Origin of the sequence: Macellibacteroides fermentans (assembly GCF_013409575.1) — a bacterium.
Classification (GTDB): domain Bacteria; phylum Bacteroidota; class Bacteroidia; order Bacteroidales; family Tannerellaceae; genus Macellibacteroides; species Macellibacteroides fermentans.
On sequence record NZ_JACCCY010000001.1, the window covers coordinates 1 to 17142 of the forward strand.

General features: G+C 41.2%; 18 protein-coding genes. All 18 read right to left on the reverse strand.

The genetic code is table 11. The features are described from left to right. Positions 1-1082: site-specific DNA-methyltransferase (locus F5613_RS00005; RefSeq protein ID WP_179398203.1), on the reverse strand; the 1082-nt coding region annotated here is incomplete at its 3' end. A gap of 2 nt (positions 1083-1084) precedes the next feature. Further along, entirely contained in the window at positions 1085-1828 is a 744-nt protein-coding gene (locus F5613_RS00010; protein WP_179398204.1) for a DUF4391 domain-containing protein, read from the reverse strand. After that, positions 1828-2865 (reverse strand): nucleotidyl transferase AbiEii/AbiGii toxin family protein, encoded by a 1038-nt coding sequence (locus F5613_RS00015; RefSeq protein ID WP_246303299.1) that lies wholly within the window; start codon positions 2863-2865, stop codon positions 1828-1830. The genes F5613_RS00010 and F5613_RS00015 overlap by 1 nt, the downstream gene beginning before the upstream one ends. Next, complete coding sequence (locus tag F5613_RS00020; protein ID WP_179398205.1) at positions 2817-3434, reverse strand: DUF6088 family protein; 618 nt, start codon at positions 3432-3434, stop codon at positions 2817-2819. The genes F5613_RS00015 and F5613_RS00020 overlap by 49 nt, the downstream gene beginning before the upstream one ends. 59 nt (positions 3435-3493) lie before the next feature. Beyond that, the gene (locus F5613_RS00025; protein ID WP_179398206.1) at positions 3494-6694 is read right to left on the reverse strand and encodes a helicase-related protein; all 3201 of its coding nucleotides are present in this window, start codon (positions 6692-6694) and stop codon (positions 3494-3496) included. Positions 6695-6707: 13 nt separating this feature from the next. Further along, positions 6708-6920, reverse strand: coding sequence for a helix-turn-helix transcriptional regulator (locus F5613_RS00030; protein WP_179398207.1), 213 nt, complete (start codon positions 6918-6920; stop codon positions 6708-6710). Positions 6921-7734: 814 nt separating this feature from the next. Beyond that, complete coding sequence (locus tag F5613_RS00035) at positions 7735-8208, reverse strand: AraC family transcriptional regulator (RefSeq protein ID WP_179398208.1); 474 nt, start codon at positions 8206-8208, stop codon at positions 7735-7737. Continuing rightward, complete coding sequence (locus F5613_RS00040; protein ID WP_179398209.1) at positions 8205-9134, reverse strand: helix-turn-helix transcriptional regulator; 930 nt, start codon at positions 9132-9134, stop codon at positions 8205-8207. Before F5613_RS00040 ends, F5613_RS00035 begins: the two co-directional genes overlap by 4 nt. A 9-nt stretch (positions 9135-9143) precedes the next feature. Next, positions 9144-9566 (reverse strand): VOC family protein, encoded by a 423-nt coding sequence (locus F5613_RS00045; protein WP_068180083.1) that lies wholly within the window; start codon positions 9564-9566, stop codon positions 9144-9146. Positions 9567-9625: 59 nt separating this feature from the next. Next, on the reverse strand, positions 9626-9850 hold the full coding sequence (locus F5613_RS00050; protein ID WP_179398210.1) for a hypothetical protein: 225 nt from the start codon (positions 9848-9850) through the stop codon (positions 9626-9628). Positions 9851-10195: 345 nt separating this feature from the next. Then, the gene (locus tag F5613_RS00055) at positions 10196-10714 is read right to left on the reverse strand and encodes a hypothetical protein (protein ID WP_179398211.1); all 519 of its coding nucleotides are present in this window, start codon (positions 10712-10714) and stop codon (positions 10196-10198) included. A gap of 291 nt (positions 10715-11005) precedes the next feature. Next, positions 11006-11233: a DUF4248 domain-containing protein gene (locus F5613_RS00060; protein WP_179398212.1), complete on the reverse strand. Its 228-nt coding sequence runs from the start codon at positions 11231-11233 to the stop codon at positions 11006-11008. Positions 11234-11626: 393 nt separating this feature from the next. Then, the gene (locus F5613_RS00065; protein WP_079683051.1) at positions 11627-11839 is read right to left on the reverse strand and encodes a helix-turn-helix domain-containing protein; all 213 of its coding nucleotides are present in this window, start codon (positions 11837-11839) and stop codon (positions 11627-11629) included. A 3-nt stretch (positions 11840-11842) separates the two neighbouring features. Then, entirely contained in the window at positions 11843-12379 is a 537-nt protein-coding gene (locus F5613_RS00070) for a DUF2975 domain-containing protein (RefSeq protein WP_179398213.1), read from the reverse strand. A 64-nt stretch (positions 12380-12443) separates the two neighbouring features. Further along, on the reverse strand, positions 12444-12923 hold the full coding sequence (locus F5613_RS00075; RefSeq protein WP_179398214.1) for a DUF2975 domain-containing protein: 480 nt from the start codon (positions 12921-12923) through the stop codon (positions 12444-12446). Between the two features lie 543 nt (positions 12924-13466). After that, a complete protein-coding gene (locus F5613_RS00080; protein ID WP_179398215.1) occupies positions 13467-14345 on the reverse strand; it encodes a pirin family protein in 879 nt (292 codons plus the stop codon). Between the two features lie 143 nt (positions 14346-14488). Next, positions 14489-14713: a (4Fe-4S)-binding protein gene (locus tag F5613_RS00085; RefSeq protein WP_179398216.1), complete on the reverse strand. Its 225-nt coding sequence runs from the start codon at positions 14711-14713 to the stop codon at positions 14489-14491. Positions 14714-14863: 150 nt separating this feature from the next. Further along, positions 14864-17113, reverse strand: coding sequence for an alpha-L-fucosidase (locus tag F5613_RS00090; protein WP_179398217.1), 2250 nt, complete (start codon positions 17111-17113; stop codon positions 14864-14866). Between the last annotated feature and the right edge of the window lie 29 nt (positions 17114-17142).

The window sequence follows — 17142 nt, forward strand, 5'->3', positions numbered from 1 at the left end:
TCAACTTCTAAACTCGCTCGTTGATTTGTTCCATATTCGATTCCCCAAAAATCATTGGGTATTTGTCCTTGACTTTCGGAAAGATAAATTTTCCCATAAGGCTGTTCGTCTCCTCCGCTTGTCCAGTAGATTCCATCTTCGGCATCAAGTTTTTGAAAATCTTCTTTTTTAATCATCCAAGGTCCATTAAGAATATTACCACTTTTTGTTTTTACTTCAAAATAATGACGACCTCGAGTTTTGTGAAATAAAATATCTCTACGGAACAAGCCTTTTTTGTCTTCATAACGATATTCATTCTTTGCCTTTTCAGATAATGGTAACTTTCCAACAGATACATTACTACCTGATTTAGCATAACAAGCAATATATTCTTTTACTTTTGCTATGTTTCCAATATTAGATTGATTGTCTGTCCTTCTCCAAGCGATCTGAAATACAAAATTCTCCTCCCCCATAATCTCATCACAAACCTTCCTCAAATTCGCTACTTCATTATCATCAATGGAGATAAATATCACCCCATCCTCTGTCAGCAGGTTGCGTGCCAATTTCAACCGTGGATACATCATATTGAGCCAGTTGGAGTGGTAGCGTCCGTCGCTTTCGGTATTGGTAGATAGTTTCTTGTCCTGCCCCGTTAGCTCGAGGTAGTTTTTCATATTATCCTTGTAGTTGTCTTTATATACAAAGTCTTTTCCTGTATTGTAGGGCGGATCGATGTAAATCATCTTTACACGGCTGTGGTAGCTCTTTTGCAGCAGCTTTAACACCTCCAGGTTGTCGCCTTCAATGTAGAGATTGTCGGTCGTATCCCAATCCACGCTCTCTTCGGGGCAAGGGCGCAGTGTGCCGGTGCTTCGCTTTTGTGCTTCACGGCGTGCGTTGGCTTTGCCGGCCCAATTGAGTGCAAAACGCTCTTCGGCTGTATCAGCATAATTACCCAACAAGTCGTTGAGGGCTTCAAAATCGACCTTTCCCTCTTTGATAACTTCGGGGAAAATCTGTTTGAGTTGTTCCAGATTTTGTGCAACCAAGTCGGCACTTTTGCTCTCGGCTTGCGGTATGTTTGTCTTTTGCATAGCTATATCAATTGATTTTTCAATATTTTTTCTTGTTGTTGTAACTCTTTCAGTTTTGTTGTCAGCTTTAAACGGAGGTTGAATTGCGTTTCCGCTTTTACTTCAGCGGTTATTCGTTTTTGTTCCATGCGGTTGGTATTTAACTGTTCCAGCAAGACACGGTATTGCTCTGTTTTCTGCCTGTCGCTTTCGAGATAGATACCTGCCTCGTCGGAAACTGCCAGCATCAACAGGCGGTTTGCCAAGGCTTCGAATAGTTCTTTCAGTGAATTACAGCGGATGCGTGTTATATCTAACGAAGGCAACCAAGCACGGATAATGCTATCGTCGCCTTCAGGTACAAAGAAACGGGTTATTTGATGTTCTTCCATCACCCGCCTTGTTTTATCCGCCTGATTGATTCGTTTTACGCACCAATTCACACAAAAACTTTCGCCACAATGAATCACTAAAAACATCGGAGCAGGAAAGGCTTTCTGTACCATGGTAGCTACCGGCATCGCTTTAGCCGGATTCTTGATACTTGCTTCGGCAATGGTGATTTGGTCGTAAGCCTGTTCATCATCCATGTATGCAGCCAATCCAATGGTGCGGGTCTGCAATAAACCTTTCATCGTGAGCTTTTCTATCTCTTCACGCAACAATCGTTTTTCCCCGGAAGACAAAGGCGCTTTCTCGGCAAAAAGTTTTTTGCTGATAGGCGTATTGATTAATGCCCCGGACGGTATGTTGAAGTACTCTATCATTATAGGTTGATTTTTCTTATCCTGCCGGTAAGCTCTTCCATCCTCTCGATAATTTTATCGAATGTTTTTTTCTCTTTATCATAAATGAAACTCTCTTTCATGTTTTCGTAATCTTTTCTCCAACTCCCCATCAAGTGGTCGGGAGGACAAATCCGGATCTGAACAGGTTCGTGTGTTGTATAGTCAACATCCTTTATGCTGTTGAACTTTTGACGATGACTGACAACGGCTTTGTATAAGTCCGTATCTTGCAACGCTGATTGAGCGAAAGAGCTATCCATCATCTTTTCCAAATCGTATAAATGTCTTGACATCCTATCCGTGCGTGGATTTTCCTTTTGATACTCCTCGTGCAACAAGAATATTTTTTCCAAAAAGGTACGTTCCGGTAATACGGACTTAAAAAGTGACTTTATTTCGCTATCAATTTCAGGAAACCGGGAATGGATAAGCGTTGCAATTTCTCGATTTTCAAACGGCTCGTCAAGAGACATGGCACTGAACTCAATCTTGACAACCGGAAGGAGGTAATCTATTTTAGTCGGAAGAATACTTTTGTATTTTACTTCTACTAAAGTTACCATATCGCTACTGTTTTTTGTAACAAGCTCAATTTTATAACCTGTTATTCCTTCTGAAGAAAGTATACCATCTAACTCGGGGAGCAACTTCTCTTCTATGTAATGGAAAGCTTCTCGGCGAATTTTTGTTCGTTGCTGATTGGTTTCTTCAGGTAGATCGAAAAACGAACGACTTATAGTCAAATCTATATCTTCACTGAAGCGACTAATCAATCCCCACGCTTTACTGAGGGAAGTTCCGCCCTTGAATTGCAGAAAATCCGCCCACGAAGATTTTGACAATGCTGCCAAAATGGCCGTTACCCACCAATCCTTTTCAATTGCCTGTTCTGCTGAAATTTTTCTGGCCACTGCTGTTTGTTGTAGCAAAACCATTTTTTCATCTTCGCTATAATTCAGCCAAATACTCATTCTGTTACTGTTTTTATGATTGGTAATAGCAATTCTTTCATCCATACCGGCGACAGGTATAAATCGTGCATCATTGTTGCTCGCTCTTCGGCATCACTCTCCGAAAGAAGCTTACTTATTTTGTCCTTTATTTCGTCCGTTACCTGATTTTCTCCAAGTTCTTTTAGTGCAATAATTATCAATGGCAGAAGCTTACCCTTGAATTGAAAGTTTTTCTGAACAACATTTTTGAAAATAATATTTCTTTCGCCAACTTGCACTTTTCGCTTAGCTCCGTTGGTAATATATACGGCGTTCATCGGTACTTGAGTAGAAAAGCCCAAAATATTTAAGGCAGTATCACCGGTTGGCATAATCTGAGCCCTGTCTCGTTCGGCTATTTTGTGGGCAATTTGGTCAATCGTAGGGTGCAGAACACCAAATTGCGTTTTTATGGGATTCATATAGATGCCGGTTGCCACACGAACAATGATGCCTTCATTTTGCAGACGGGATAACGTTCGGGTAACAAGGCTATCATTATTTAAATCTTCAAAATCACGCACAGTGAACAAGTCGCCTTTCTTAAAGCGAGTTACTCGATCTCTAACTTTTTGTGAAATATTCTCTTCCATTATTAAACCCCAATAATATTGTCCGAAATATTCGGTAGATTTCGGACAAAGATAAAGAATTATTTCCGCTTGACAACAACAAATGCCACAATATCAAAATCGCTTTGTGAGGTAACCCCTTCGGCATTGAGCGAAACTAATTCTGTAGAGAAAAACGAAGCAGCACCTACCTCTTGCGATTTACCGATAACGCTCTCAATGGCTAACTGAAAAGCGGACGAATAGGCTTTCATATTGGCATAGTTCTTTGTCTCTCTTTTCAGTTGTTGCGCTAACTCTGCCAGCACTTCCGTTTTGCCCTGACACAGTTTTTTCAGGTAATCCAGACAACGTTTTCCCTGCATATAGCCTAAAACCGTTTCTCCATCTTCGCCCATATACACCAAATAATAGGGAGCCAACAGACTTTGGCCTTTTTGTTGTACAGAGCTACGCATACAGAAAATAGTGCCGGGCGGTATATCTTCATCGTCTATTTCGACCACGGTATGGACGCCCAACGGAATATCCTGCAAATCGGCAAGGTGGTTTTTCTCGTATTCCATAATATCCATTCGGAAATCGTTCATGTTGGTGTCTGTAATGGTTATTCCTCCTTGAATGTCTTCCAAATCGAGTACTGTACTTTGGAGTTGCTCCAACTGTTTACGACGATATTCCAAATCGGTCATTTCGTCGTTTTCGTTCATCTCTATGAGATTCTCCTCTCCGGTAGCGGAAATATCGAGTAAGACCATCTTCCCTTTCACCCGGCTCTCTAAGTTGATATATTCATTCAGCTCCATATTCGGCCAGAAATTGACCAACTGGATTTGTTCATTCTTGGAGCCTAAGCGGTCGATACGACCGAAACGTTGAATGATACGCACCGGATTCCAATGAATATCATAGTTTACCAAATAGTCACAATCTTGCAGGTTTTGTCCTTCCGAAATACAATCGGTGGCAATGAGCAGGTCTATCTCTCTTTTGACATTCGGATAGGTTTTATCACGCTCTTTTGAATAAGGCGAGAAATGAGTAAGCAGTTCGTTCATCTCTTTCCTTTCTATATCAGGGAAGTTTGTTTTATTTGTCCCGCTTCCTTTTATCAAAGCGGTAAATAAGCCATATTCATCCAATATCCATTCTGACAATTCTTGATAAAGATAGGTAGCCGTATCCGCAAAAGCGGTAAAAACAATGACTTTTTTATTGTCTTCGTTGATCGGGTTTTCTATTTTGCGGGCGATGACCTCTTTCAGTCGTGTCAGTTTTTCATCACGAGCAGCCGATATGGTGGCGGCACTCTCCATTAGCTTTGTAAGTGTATCGCGGTCGTATTCTAACTCTTGTCGCCATTTTACCAAATCAATATCTTGAAGTAATACTTTTACCTTGTTGCCAATCAAATAATCACTTTCATCCTCTTCTATATCAACATTATCTATGGTAATGGATTTATCCGACAATTCGGATATATGTTCTATCTTGTATAAATTTTGATTGACTTGCTCTAATAGCGCTTTTACACTCAGATAAAAAGAATAAATGGAACTCTCCATCCGTTTCAGGTAATTCACCCGCATAAGGTCAACTAAGTTCTTTTCCCGGTCGGACTGCGTAAAAACACTTCCCGTACTCAACTGATAGTCATATTTTGCCGCATATTCCGCTTTTTTCTCCTCTTTCAGTGAAGATACGGGCGAGTAATTTGCCAGATTCAGCTTCCGAATAGCATTGTTGATGTTACGTAACGAAGGAAACAGTTGTTCACTGTCGATATCGGTTTTTTCGTTTATCGGTCTCAGACGGGTCGGAAACCTTCCCACATCCGCCGAATCGTAATATTTCACGATATGCTTGCGTGAACGGGCGATAGTAAGCATGTCCAATAGTTTGAAATAACGATTATCCAACCGGTCGAACAACTCGTTTATATTCCGATCCGAATATTTTGCCCAATCGGAAAACTGCCGCTGCGCCAGCTTCATTACGTTGGATATATTATCTATGCCCTCTTCTTCGAATACGCTGTCGTCGCCTTCCGTGATAAACGATATTTGGTTTTTGAGATCATTCATCCGGTTGTTCACCGGTGTCGCCGAAAGCATCAACAGTTTTGTTTTTACACCCTTTTTGATGACTTCATTCATCATTCGGGCATAACGGGTCATTTCGCCTTTAGAGGGATAATTATTCCGGAAATTGTGTGATTCGTCAATGACCACCAAGTCGTAGTTTGCCCAATTGATAGCGGCAAGGTCTATATCGCCCGACTTTCCACGAAGACGGGTTAAGTCGGTGTGACATAATACATCGTAGTTGAAACGGTCGTTGATAAGAATGTTGCGTTTGTCATTCTGTGTATAAACCGTCCAGTTGTCGCGCAATTTTTTGGGACAAAGAACAAGCACCCGGTCGTTTCGCAATTCATAATATTTGATAACGGCAAGTGCCTCAAAGGTTTTACCCAGCCCCACACTATCAGCTATGATACAACCGCCATACTTCTCTATCTTCTCAATGGCTCCCATTACTCCATCTTGCTGAAATTTGTAGAGCTTTTTCCAAATCTCCTTTTCCTTAAAGCCGGTCTTGGATTTAAAGATCTTATCGTCGGCAAAGTCAACGATAGAGTAGTGGAACAGATGGTGCAATATCATGTAATAGACTGAATCGGGAGAATAATCCCTATATCCCTTTTTCAGTTCTTCAATAGCCAATTTTGTGATCTCCTTAGTCAGGGTTGAGTCCGTCCAAGTCTGATCATATATCTGTTTGAGTTGGACAACTTCATTATTCCCGTCTTGTAAAATATGTTGCTGCGGATTTTTAGCGCCGATAAAACCTAAGGTGTCTGCACTGAAATCTGCCATCCCTGAATGAATCACACAACCTTCATTCTCTTTTTCAACAAAAATCAACTTAAATCCAAAAGCATTGGGAACTTTAAGCGCACGGATGCGGCTTCTTTCAAGGATACGGCTGCACTCTTCGGCTGCCGTTCTCAACAGCAGTTGTCTTTTAAGCTCTCCCTCCTCAGTCGCACCCCAAAATGAATTATCCATCGCAATGGAGACTCCATTTGCTTTATTTGTTTGCGGATTGGTCAAAAGTAAAATGTTTAGCCCCTTGACATGTTTCATCTTTTCACGCAAAAGATAAAAAGCATAGATGCTGAACATCCCGGTACTAATAGAGACAATCGTGCTATTGTCTATTCTCTGTGATAATTCATTCTCGACCGTCCGGCCTTGCTTGTTATCTAATATCTTCATGCTTCGGCAGGTATTACTCTTTAGTCGTATTAAATAACACTCTCACATCCACATCCAATGCTTCCGCTATAAGCCCGAACACCTCTACCGAGGGCTGCGCTTTGTTAGAACACCATCGGGATATGGTTGTTTCATTTTTAGCTATTCTCTCCGCAAGCCAGCGATTGGTTTTGCCTTTTTCAGCTAAAACGACCTTAATTCTATTTGTGACTTTTCTCTCTGACATACTTGTCTTATTTAGTCAAACATTTGATGTTATTAGATGCAAATATAGCGTTTTTATTTAAACTAAATCGTATAACATTCAATTTATCATACAATCATAGGACAAGGCTGCATTAGTGCAAGGTGCAAGTATCTATATATAGATAAACTTGCACCTTGCACCAATATTAAGATATTGTGATTCAGAATAGTTGTTGATTCAAAAATAAGTTGTAACTTTGAACCTGAGTTTTATGCAGACAAATTGCGGACAATAGTAGCCAGAACTGCCAAAATAAAGAGCAGAAATGGGAACTAACCTAATTTGTACCCCATAGAGATCTTTGAGAAGATAATTCACTGAATATTAACGGTCTGATGTATTAAGTTCATAATCCGTCCGGACCGCTTTCGAAAGAAGCAAAATAAAGTAAAGCTCTGTAATTCAATGATTACAGGGCTTTTTCTTTTTCCTCACTTAGGCAAAAAATAGCAGTTTAGAGCAGTCTTCACGTGGCTTATTCGTGGAGCTTCTTGAAAGCCGTTTTTGCTCCCACAGATTGACTTATTTTACTCTGATTGTCAGTGTTTTGGGTAGTTAGTTTTTGAGCCATCATGGATTAATAAAACATTCTGAGTTAAAATACAAGAAAATGAATAGTTGCCGGCTCAAACTGCCGTATATACCTAAACAAGGTTTGAAATAAACTTTCGGTTACTTTAAATCTACTTGCAACTTTCTTAAAATAGGGTTTTTCAGATATATATTATAATTTACTCAATAACTGAAGTAAATATACTCATTGTATTTACTTCAGTTACTTGTATTTCGCCGGTTATTTCACCGGGATGCATATCTCTACTATCCAAGGTGCATCGGCATCTTGAGTATCTCCGGCGCAGCCCAGGTATAGTTCATAATGATCGCGCATGTCATTTTCATATCCCTTTTCAAGAAAAGCCTCATCTGCTTTTTTCCACGCTTCTCCGTATTCGGACATGGTTACTTCTACCTGCATCACAAAATACTTGCCTCCGCTTATCGTATAGTGCTTCATTCCTTCGCCGGGTTCAATTCCGGAGATATTTTCCAGACATGCGTCCGAACGTAATTTTTCAGCCGGAGTTTGCATCGGATCGTCATGATATACGCCTGCCATTCTGGGGGAGGCAGCCCAAAGGTTGTTTGCACCCGCCCATGCGGCAAGTTTCTCAAATGCGCCTGCAATACCAGCATAAGTTCCGATGTGTGAAATTGCTATGGTGTTGATGGGATTTAGATTTTTAATCTCTGAACTATTTATCTTCATAAGTCTAATTTTTTAATGATTTGTCTGATAATATTTTTTACTTCAATCGGACTGATCACGGTTGTTGTATCCGTATTCGCCAATACCCATCTTGCCAGGGGGGCGAGCGAATACGCCATATAGGTTTGCTCTATTTGTCCGTCGGCAAGTTCCTTCTCGCCGGTCAGCCCCATAAAATAACATCTGTCGGCATTATATCTGGATACCTCTTTGCTTGTATGCAATACAACCTCTGTAAGGCACTGGGCATCATCTGCCCCAAGCAGCGACTCCAATGGCGGATGAATCTTGGTATGCTTATCCGCTTTCGTCTCGATATTTTCAATGCGGTCGATCCTGAACATCCGGTATTCTTCTCTTAAATGGCACCAGGCTGATAGATACCAGTTGGGATAGGAATACGTGACGCCAACTGCTTCCAGCAATCTCCTGCTCTTATTCTCGTCGGCATTGGTGTAATCAATCTCAATGATCAGTTTATCGTTAATGCTGCTCAAAATTATCTGCAAGAGATTGGGTAGACTTTCCCGTGCATTGCGACTTTTATATACTGTGATGGCATCACCCATTTCGTGAATATAATTTTTGTCGACTGTCCGCAATGCCGCTCTGATTTTATCCATTCCCTGACGGAAATATATGCTGTTCTGGGTATCGGTGATTTGCTCGATAATTTTCTCGGCAGTTAGAAAAGCCATCGCCTCTTCCTTCGTGAACATAAGCGAGGGTAATTTATAGCCATCAACCAAAGAGTAACCGATACCCGAATCGCCGCATATTGGCACTCCAGCTTCAGTGAGGGTATGCATATCACGGTAAATGGTGCGTAAGCTTACCTCGAAACGTTGGGCCATTTCGGACGCCCTTACAACGGGGCGCGACTGTAACTGTACGAGTAATGCCGATATGCGGTCGAGTCGGTTCATGGCTGCGAATTATTCTTCGGAATACATTATTGCCCAAAGCACGCCGTAGCGGTCGATTACCTCGGCATATTGTTTGGCAAAAAAGGTTTCTGTAAGAGGACATTCTATCTTCTGTGCACCCTGTGTGAGTTTGGCATACACCTCTTCGGTCTGGGCGGTGGAGTCGCATGCCAGCGTAAGCATATGTCCCCGGTTACCGAAGTTGCGCTTATCGTGCGGCAACGAGTCGGCCATGGCCATCGATCCTCCGGGGAAAGCGATGCAACAATGCAGAATCATTTGTTTGCACTCTTCAGGCACCGGCATTTCAGGTGTGGGAGGCATAGACTCGTAGCGGTAAAGGTTATCGATTTTTCCTCCCAGCACATCGGCATAGAAGTTGGCAGCCTCTTCGGCCTGACCATTGAAAACGAGGTAAGACGTTAGTTTCATAATGTTTGATATTTATTAATTCATTGGCAAAAATACATGGTATGAATGACAACAGTATGTCAGCAACTTTTTTTAATTTGAAGAAATTTTTCTGACAAAGAAAACTCCATCCTCTCTTGGGCATTGGACATAGACTTTCGTCGTTTCTCTTCTTGTGCATCGTATGAAAACTCCATTTTCTCTTGGGCATTGGACCCCCAAAGGTCGTTCACCACTTTTTGTGGCGATAGGATGTAGTCCGACTCCAGCAGACTGTCTAAATATTTTAGTTTAAAATTACTCATAACGTTGATATTTAAGTGTTTAACAAATTTCACTCTTTTAGTCCCTGAATTGCCACAAGCCGATTCACATACCTTTTCTCTGGATTGATGCGGGTTTTGAGGGGGTCACTCACAAGCCGAATCACAAGCCCTATATTAATATATAAAGAATATTTCTGTAAAAGGCTACGCTTTAAAACCCTAAATCCGTTGCCGCTGCAACTCAGGAACCACCGACAAAGAACAGTTAAAAGATTGGATAATAAAAAATGGAAGATTCTCATATTTTTAAAAGTTAAATCCCTTTACTGATGCGGCTTTTGGAGAAAAACGATATAAGATTGCTTTTTCCATTCTCAGCTCTTTTCAGCCAGTTTCTTTGTATGCTATACTAATCATAATTTCGATATTTCGAATCAGGTTTATCTCTTTGTTTTTCTTGAATTTATGTAGGCAGTTGTAGATGTGAGCATCTTTTGCGTTGAGAACAAAATTGGTTTGCAAGAAGCTTACCATCCTGTTTATGGAGCAGTCTCCAAACACTCCGTCGCCCAGCAGCTGAGATACGCAATAGTAGAGTAACATCCTCTTGTTACGTTGAATATGGATCGGCTTATTGTCTGCTTCCGTGCAAACATAGCTGCTTATCTCTTTACCGAACTCAGCCAAAAAGCCGGTAGAAAGCTGCTTCCAGTGCCTGGAGGTGTGCTCAGTGTTTTCGAATGCCCAGGAGATAATCCGCAGGATGATTGTCTTTTTTAAACGTATGTCAGTAAGGTCATTTATACGCTCTTTGAGGTGCTTCAAAGTAGGCTGATTCTGATTACATATTTTGTAGATCAAAACGAAGCCGTAATCGTCTTTATTTAATATAAATTCACACATAGCCAGAGATTAAAGGTGTATTTTAAGTATTATTGTCATATTGAAATTTATTCTGCATTAGCACATGCCTGTGTTTTAGTTTTGTAAAAGGAATGTTTCCCAGAGATAAAAGAGCGTTTTTGAATGATACCTGATCCTGTTTTCAAAGATATATGTTTGACAAATCAAAGATATAGGAATGAACTTTCAAAGATATAGGAATGAAACTTCAAAGATATATGATTGGAAAGCCAAAGATATAGGATTGAAAACGGATGGATATCTGTATTTCTGTACGCTCTTTTAGGGTGCTTAAGGTGGCCCGATGCAGTCGAACAGCAGAGAGATTTGTTTGGAACTGAACCGTCGTTGCCCTTTTTGCCATCCTGTCTCATGCAGACGGGGAATAAGGTTAGGATGCCTTAGCATCCAGCGAAGCAGCTGTTTGGTGGCAGCCGAAAGCGAAAGAGTGGGTGAGTACAATTGGCTGAGTTCAGACAACGAGTAACTCTTGACAGGAATTTCTTCTGTGTTTTTCATCCGTATTTTGATTGCGATTATCATAATCAAATATACGTATAATTATTTATATTGGCAAATTATTGAGGAGATATTTCGGAAATAAAAGTATCTTTTTTGCTGATTTCGGACATATTCTCCCATAAACTGCACTATCCGGACATAAGCGTCTGTTTCGCACAGGCAGTCAGTGTTAAAGGCTATCTTTGCATTGTTACGTAACGAAAAGATTTAATTAACACATAAAAAATAGATGCGTATGTCACTAAAATTATCACTTGAGCACCGGATGAATATAAGTCAAAGCACCCCTGCCACAATGATGCATCGTAGCAAAACGAAAGACCTGGAGTGTCATAATATGCCTGTCCAGGTGGCACGTATGACGAACTACAGGTCTAAACGAATCATATATTATTTTTCGTCGTTTACGTACTCCAGAATATCTCCCGGTTGGCAGTCCAGTGCTTTGCAAATTGCTTCTAAGGTGCTGAAACGAATTGCTTTTGCCTTTCCTGTCTTTAGGATAGAGAGGTTTGATAATGTAAGATCGACTCTTTCTGAAAGTTCATTCAGCGAAATTTTACGCTTTGCCATTATCACATCTAAGTTTACTATAATTGGCATGGCTTATACTGTTAAATCGTTTTCGTCTTGAATATCTACTCCTTTTTTAAAAATAGTCGCAATAATATAGATTACAGCTCCCATTAAAATAAATGCCTGACCGTCAGTCCAGAATCGGTTTATATTGTCGGTTACAAAACCATGATGCATTAAATATCTGGCAAACTGACTGGCAATGGAACTTAGCAGCCCAATTGAAAGAGTGTAATAGCTAATTAGTTTAATTTGTGTCGCAACAAAAGTGCTGAACGGTTTTGATAAATCCATTTTCTGCATTAGTCTGATTACTATGTAGAATAGGAAAGCTTTTAAAATCGAAATGGTTAGAATAAAACTGTAGATGCCGAAAAAAGCCGATCTACTGCTGTTATATATTTCAGATAAGTCCAGCTTTTCATAAAGATTCTGGACAAATTCAGGCTTATACAGACTGAAAAAGAAATTTACTATCAAGCCTCCAGCTTCAATGCTTAAGCCCACAAATATGAGCCAGGCCACAATATATAAGCCCCAAAATACGAAGTTATTTGTTTTTGACATGTTGTTTAAAGTTATATTCTTTTTTAACGTCGTTCATGTAAAGATTCGCTATAATTGATATGACTTATATGGTTAAGTCATTTTCGGATTTCATATCAATGGCATTTTGCAAGAGTTTTTCAAATATTGCCGTAGCAGTTGCAACAACGATCGAAACAAAGGTCGTCACAATACAAATGGCAAGAAAGCCTGCAGGATCGTCTTCTTTGCTGTGAAATATCTTTATATAAACTCCGGCAGCCACAATTAAAGTACCGAGTATGATAGCACAAAACTTTATGCCCTTTAAAGCCTTTACGGATTCCGGCGAGAAGATTTTATTCTGTCCGATATATCCAAGTAACCGGAACGCCTTATACAGCGCAACAAAGAAAGCGATGGATGCGGCATATCCATACAAGATAAATGGGTCAGTGTAAATACTGAGCAAGTCTAAGTTTGTAGCTCTTCCCTCAGTTAACGGAACCCGAATCAAAATAACAAGTGCCAGTATGCCGATCAGCACGACTACAGCCTGAAGAAATACGGTTGAAATTGTTTTCATAATGATTCCACGATTTATATTTTGATGCAAACATAGTAAATGTTTATTGATAAACAATAAATATTAATTGTTATTTGAATAATATTTTATGTAAATCACTATTGAAGATGTATAATGACAACTGTAAAGTGTTGTTATTTATAATAAAGATGAACCTTTTTTGTAATCAATATGTTTAATACTTAGATTTGTAAATAAACACTTGCTATTCAGCTTTTTTTGAGCAGCAAGTATGAAATCCAAATCTTGTTTTTATTTTATACGAACATAAGTTAGAGAACGCTATTTAGATGAAGAAATAAGGTCTGGTTCGGGAGAGTCGGACTTTTTAATTATGTGTTTTACAACATTGTGTAATAGGTTGCAAAAGAGAGATTCAAGTTCTACCTTTGCATCTAGACAAACAAAATATGTTTAAATTTAATTTTTCATTTTTTTATTATAAGAAAGTCCGGCCCGTGAGTGTCGGACTTTTTGTTTCCCGTAAATTCAAACCTTAGTAAATACGGCCGTACGAAGGATGAGAGCAGAAGATTAATCCGATTAATCTTCCAGATATCCAAACTTTCCGTGATTCAGATCGTCGAATGCCTGCATAATCTCCTGTTTGGTATTCATAACGAATGGCCCGTAGGCTACAATGGGCTCATGGAGTGGTTTCCCGCTCATTATTAGCACAACCGTGTCTGGTTCTGTGGCTTCAACCGTAAATACTTCTCCTTTATTCTCAAATTTTACGAAGTTGTTTTCCGGCACATCTATTTCGTTAGCTAATATACTTCCCTGTACTACAAGTAAGGCTGTATTGTAGTTTTCGGGGAAAGAAAACGTAGCCTTGCCTCCAAGATTAAGGCGCGCGTTCATCAAGCTGATGGGCGAATGGGTATGGGCCGGACCCTCAACATCGTTGTATTTTCCGGCAATTACCTCCACAAATCCGCTGTTTCCGGGTAGTATGTACCTGCCCATCGTTTCGTTTGGAATGGCCTGATAGCCCGGAGCCGACATCTTATCAGCCTTCGGAAGGTTGGTCCACAGCTGTACCATCTGGAATGTACCCCCTTGTCGTGACCATTCTTTTTCGTAATACTCCTTATGAAGCACGCCCGATGCAGCCGTCATCCACTGTACATCGCCTGTGCCTATAATGCCTCCGTTGCCGGCACTATCGTGGTGTTGCACTTTGCCGTTGTAGGCTATGGTTACCGTTTCGAAGCCACGGTGTGGATGTACACCCACGCCTCGGGGTGTGTCTGAGGGTGTAACCTCCATCTTTGCATTATAGTCGAGCAATATGAACGGATCCATATCTTTCATCTCCAATCCCGGTATGCCGGGGATAAAGTTATGTACCTTAAATCCATCACCTACCCAATGGGTCTCTTGCGGATGCGTTACAAATGCAATTTTCTTATAGTTCATCTTTTATCTCCTTTCATTTTATAATCTGTACTTCTGCTAAACTTTATGATTTTTTTGGGGGCACTAACAATACCTGGATATTTTATATTGGTTATTAGTGAGCCTCTCTAACCTAAAAAGTTGTTTTGATAAATATGTGATTATTACTCATTCTGCGTTTCGTTCCTTATGAAGGAGAGGGCGCCGGACGGACAATTGTTAATCTGATCTATCAACTCTGCGGTTGTAGCGTTTTCTGGCTTTATCCACGGTCGTTCCTGCGGATTATATACCTTTGGCAACATACGTACACAAATACCGGAATGAATACATTTTTCCGGTTTCCATACAACAGTAATTTCACCGTTATAATACTTTTTTGTAGTCATAATCTATAAAGTTTGAGTATTGAATACTTTCGTAAATGTAATAATTTAAAGTTGATTACTTCTGATTAAAAGCAATTGATTTTAATAACATAAAAAGAGGATGAATCATCTTTTATTGATTCACCCTCTTGCAAATTAAGCTTTGAAATTTTAAAAAATATCCAGCTCTGCGATGCTTGCCTCGTTCTTTCCTGCTGCAATTTCGGATACATCTATGCGTAGGTAGCGGGCTTTTACGGATGCTGGCAGGTAGTAATAGCGTTTGGTGGGGTCGTTAATGAGGTTGCCAAATGCAAAACGACCGGCCTCTTTCCATGTTTTCCCATCGTTGCTTACCTGAACGACTCCTTTGGAAATCATGCCTTCCGCATTTTCTTTCTGGGGTGTATAGGCAATGCCGGTAATGGTTTGGGTACGGCTTAAATCTACTGCAAGATAGTGTTTGCCTGAGGCTTTGGCAGACCAATAGGTTTCCGGCTTTTCGTCGAAGGCCAAAACTGCAGCATGTTTTTCGCTTTCGCTGCTTGCCTGCAATAGCTTCCATTCCTTTTTTATAAAGCCATAGCGTTCTGTGTGTACCGTGCCGGTAAGGTTGTTTAGTATGGCAACGGCTTTAAGCTGACCTGCGTCCATTCTAAAAGGTTCCTTATATTGTTCCGACTTATCCGTTGGTTCTGTCCCGTCTGTTGTGTAATAAATCTTGTAGCCTGCATTCAGGTTCGAAGCAATGTTTTCGCCATGGGCATTCCAGTTAAATTCGTGTTGTACAGGTTGGATGGTTACCATGCCCTGATAGTCTCTGTGAGATGTTACCTGAGGCGGACGGGTATCGTAATAGTGTGCGGATATATTACTGATGGCCGGCGTAAAGCGAACCTGAGGGAAGCGTACCCGTAGTTTATTGGTCGTAACCTGTGGAAAGCGTAAAATACGTTTGTATCCGATGTTGGTTCCGTGGGCAATTTCTTTCCAGCCACCGTCAATGTATGCTTCCAGGGTATGTTGCTCTACACGCTCGCCATGGGTGGCAACGGCTTCCTGAATAAGGAACCGGTTGATGGTTATAGGGGTGGGGGTGGTTAGTACGATTTCCCTAGGGTCCTTATCCAGGAACAGGTAGGTGTTGGGATTGTTGTCAAGCACCTGTTGCGGACCGCCCGCATTGGCCAGTAAATTGAGGTTGTAGGTATCGCGGATACGCTGACCGGTTTCGTTGAGCACTTTAGTATCGGCTGGCGAGAATTTGCCTTCGCGGTTGGGCGGAATGTTAAGCAGGAAGGTCGAATTTCCGCCTACAGCCCGTTCGTAGATGTCGAATACATCGTCTGTACTGCGCACCCTTTGATGGGTATCGTCGCGGTAAAACCAGCCTTCGCGAATGGACGTGTTTGTTTCTGCCTGTTGGTAGTGCAGGTACTTACCTTTGTACAGTTGTTCGCGGCTACCAAGGTCGCGGTCGGTAAGGTCGGAGAACTGAGTCATCGTATTGGGGTTATCCTGATACGGTATAACGTTCCACTCGGTTTTGCGTGTGTTGCCGGATTCGTTGCCGCACCAGCGTACATCTTCGCGGCCAAAAATTACGGCCTGGGGTGCCAGTTTATGAATCAGCTCTTTCCATGCCGGATAGTTATAGGTTTGTCCGCCTTTGGTTTTGGGGTGGGCTCCGTCGAACCATACTTCATGTATGGGACCGTATTCGGTCAGAATCTCGAACAACTGATTCAGGAAGTATTCGTTATAGTCGTCCACCTCAAACTGAAACGTTGTTTTATTACTGAACGGTCTGCCTTCTACCTGCCGGGGTATGGTGCGTTTGGTATATTTACTCAGGTTGCCGTACAGTCCCCGGGGATGCTCGATCTGAAACAGATCGGCCGGCGAGAGGTAAACTCCCAGCTTCAGTCCGTACTTACGGCACGATTCCGATAGGTCTTTCAGTACATCGCCTTTGCCGTTACGGAAGTTGGAACTCATTATGCCGTGGGTTGTATAGCGGCTTTGCCACAACACAAATCCGTCGTGGTGCTTAACGGTAAGTATCACCATCTTCATGCCGGCTGCTTTAATGGCTTCGCACCATTGGTCGGTATCCAGCTCTTTGAGATCAAATACCTTTGGATCTTCCATCCCGTTTCCCCATTCCATACGTGTAAAGGTATTGGGCCCAAAATGAATAAAGGCAATAAATTCGTTGTGCAGGGCACTTAGCTGATTGGCTGTTGGAACTACATGGGATGCCTTTTCGATGATGGTTTCTTTGCTGTCTGAGGCTTCTATTTTTATTGTGTTTCGTACAGGCATGGTAATACCGGACGAGTCGGCCGTTGATCCATAGCACGATATGCCATGGGTTAAAGCGGCGGTTGCCAGAAGCAACATCGTTGTTCTTTTCTTCATTCTATGATTCTTTAGGGTGTTATACTGTA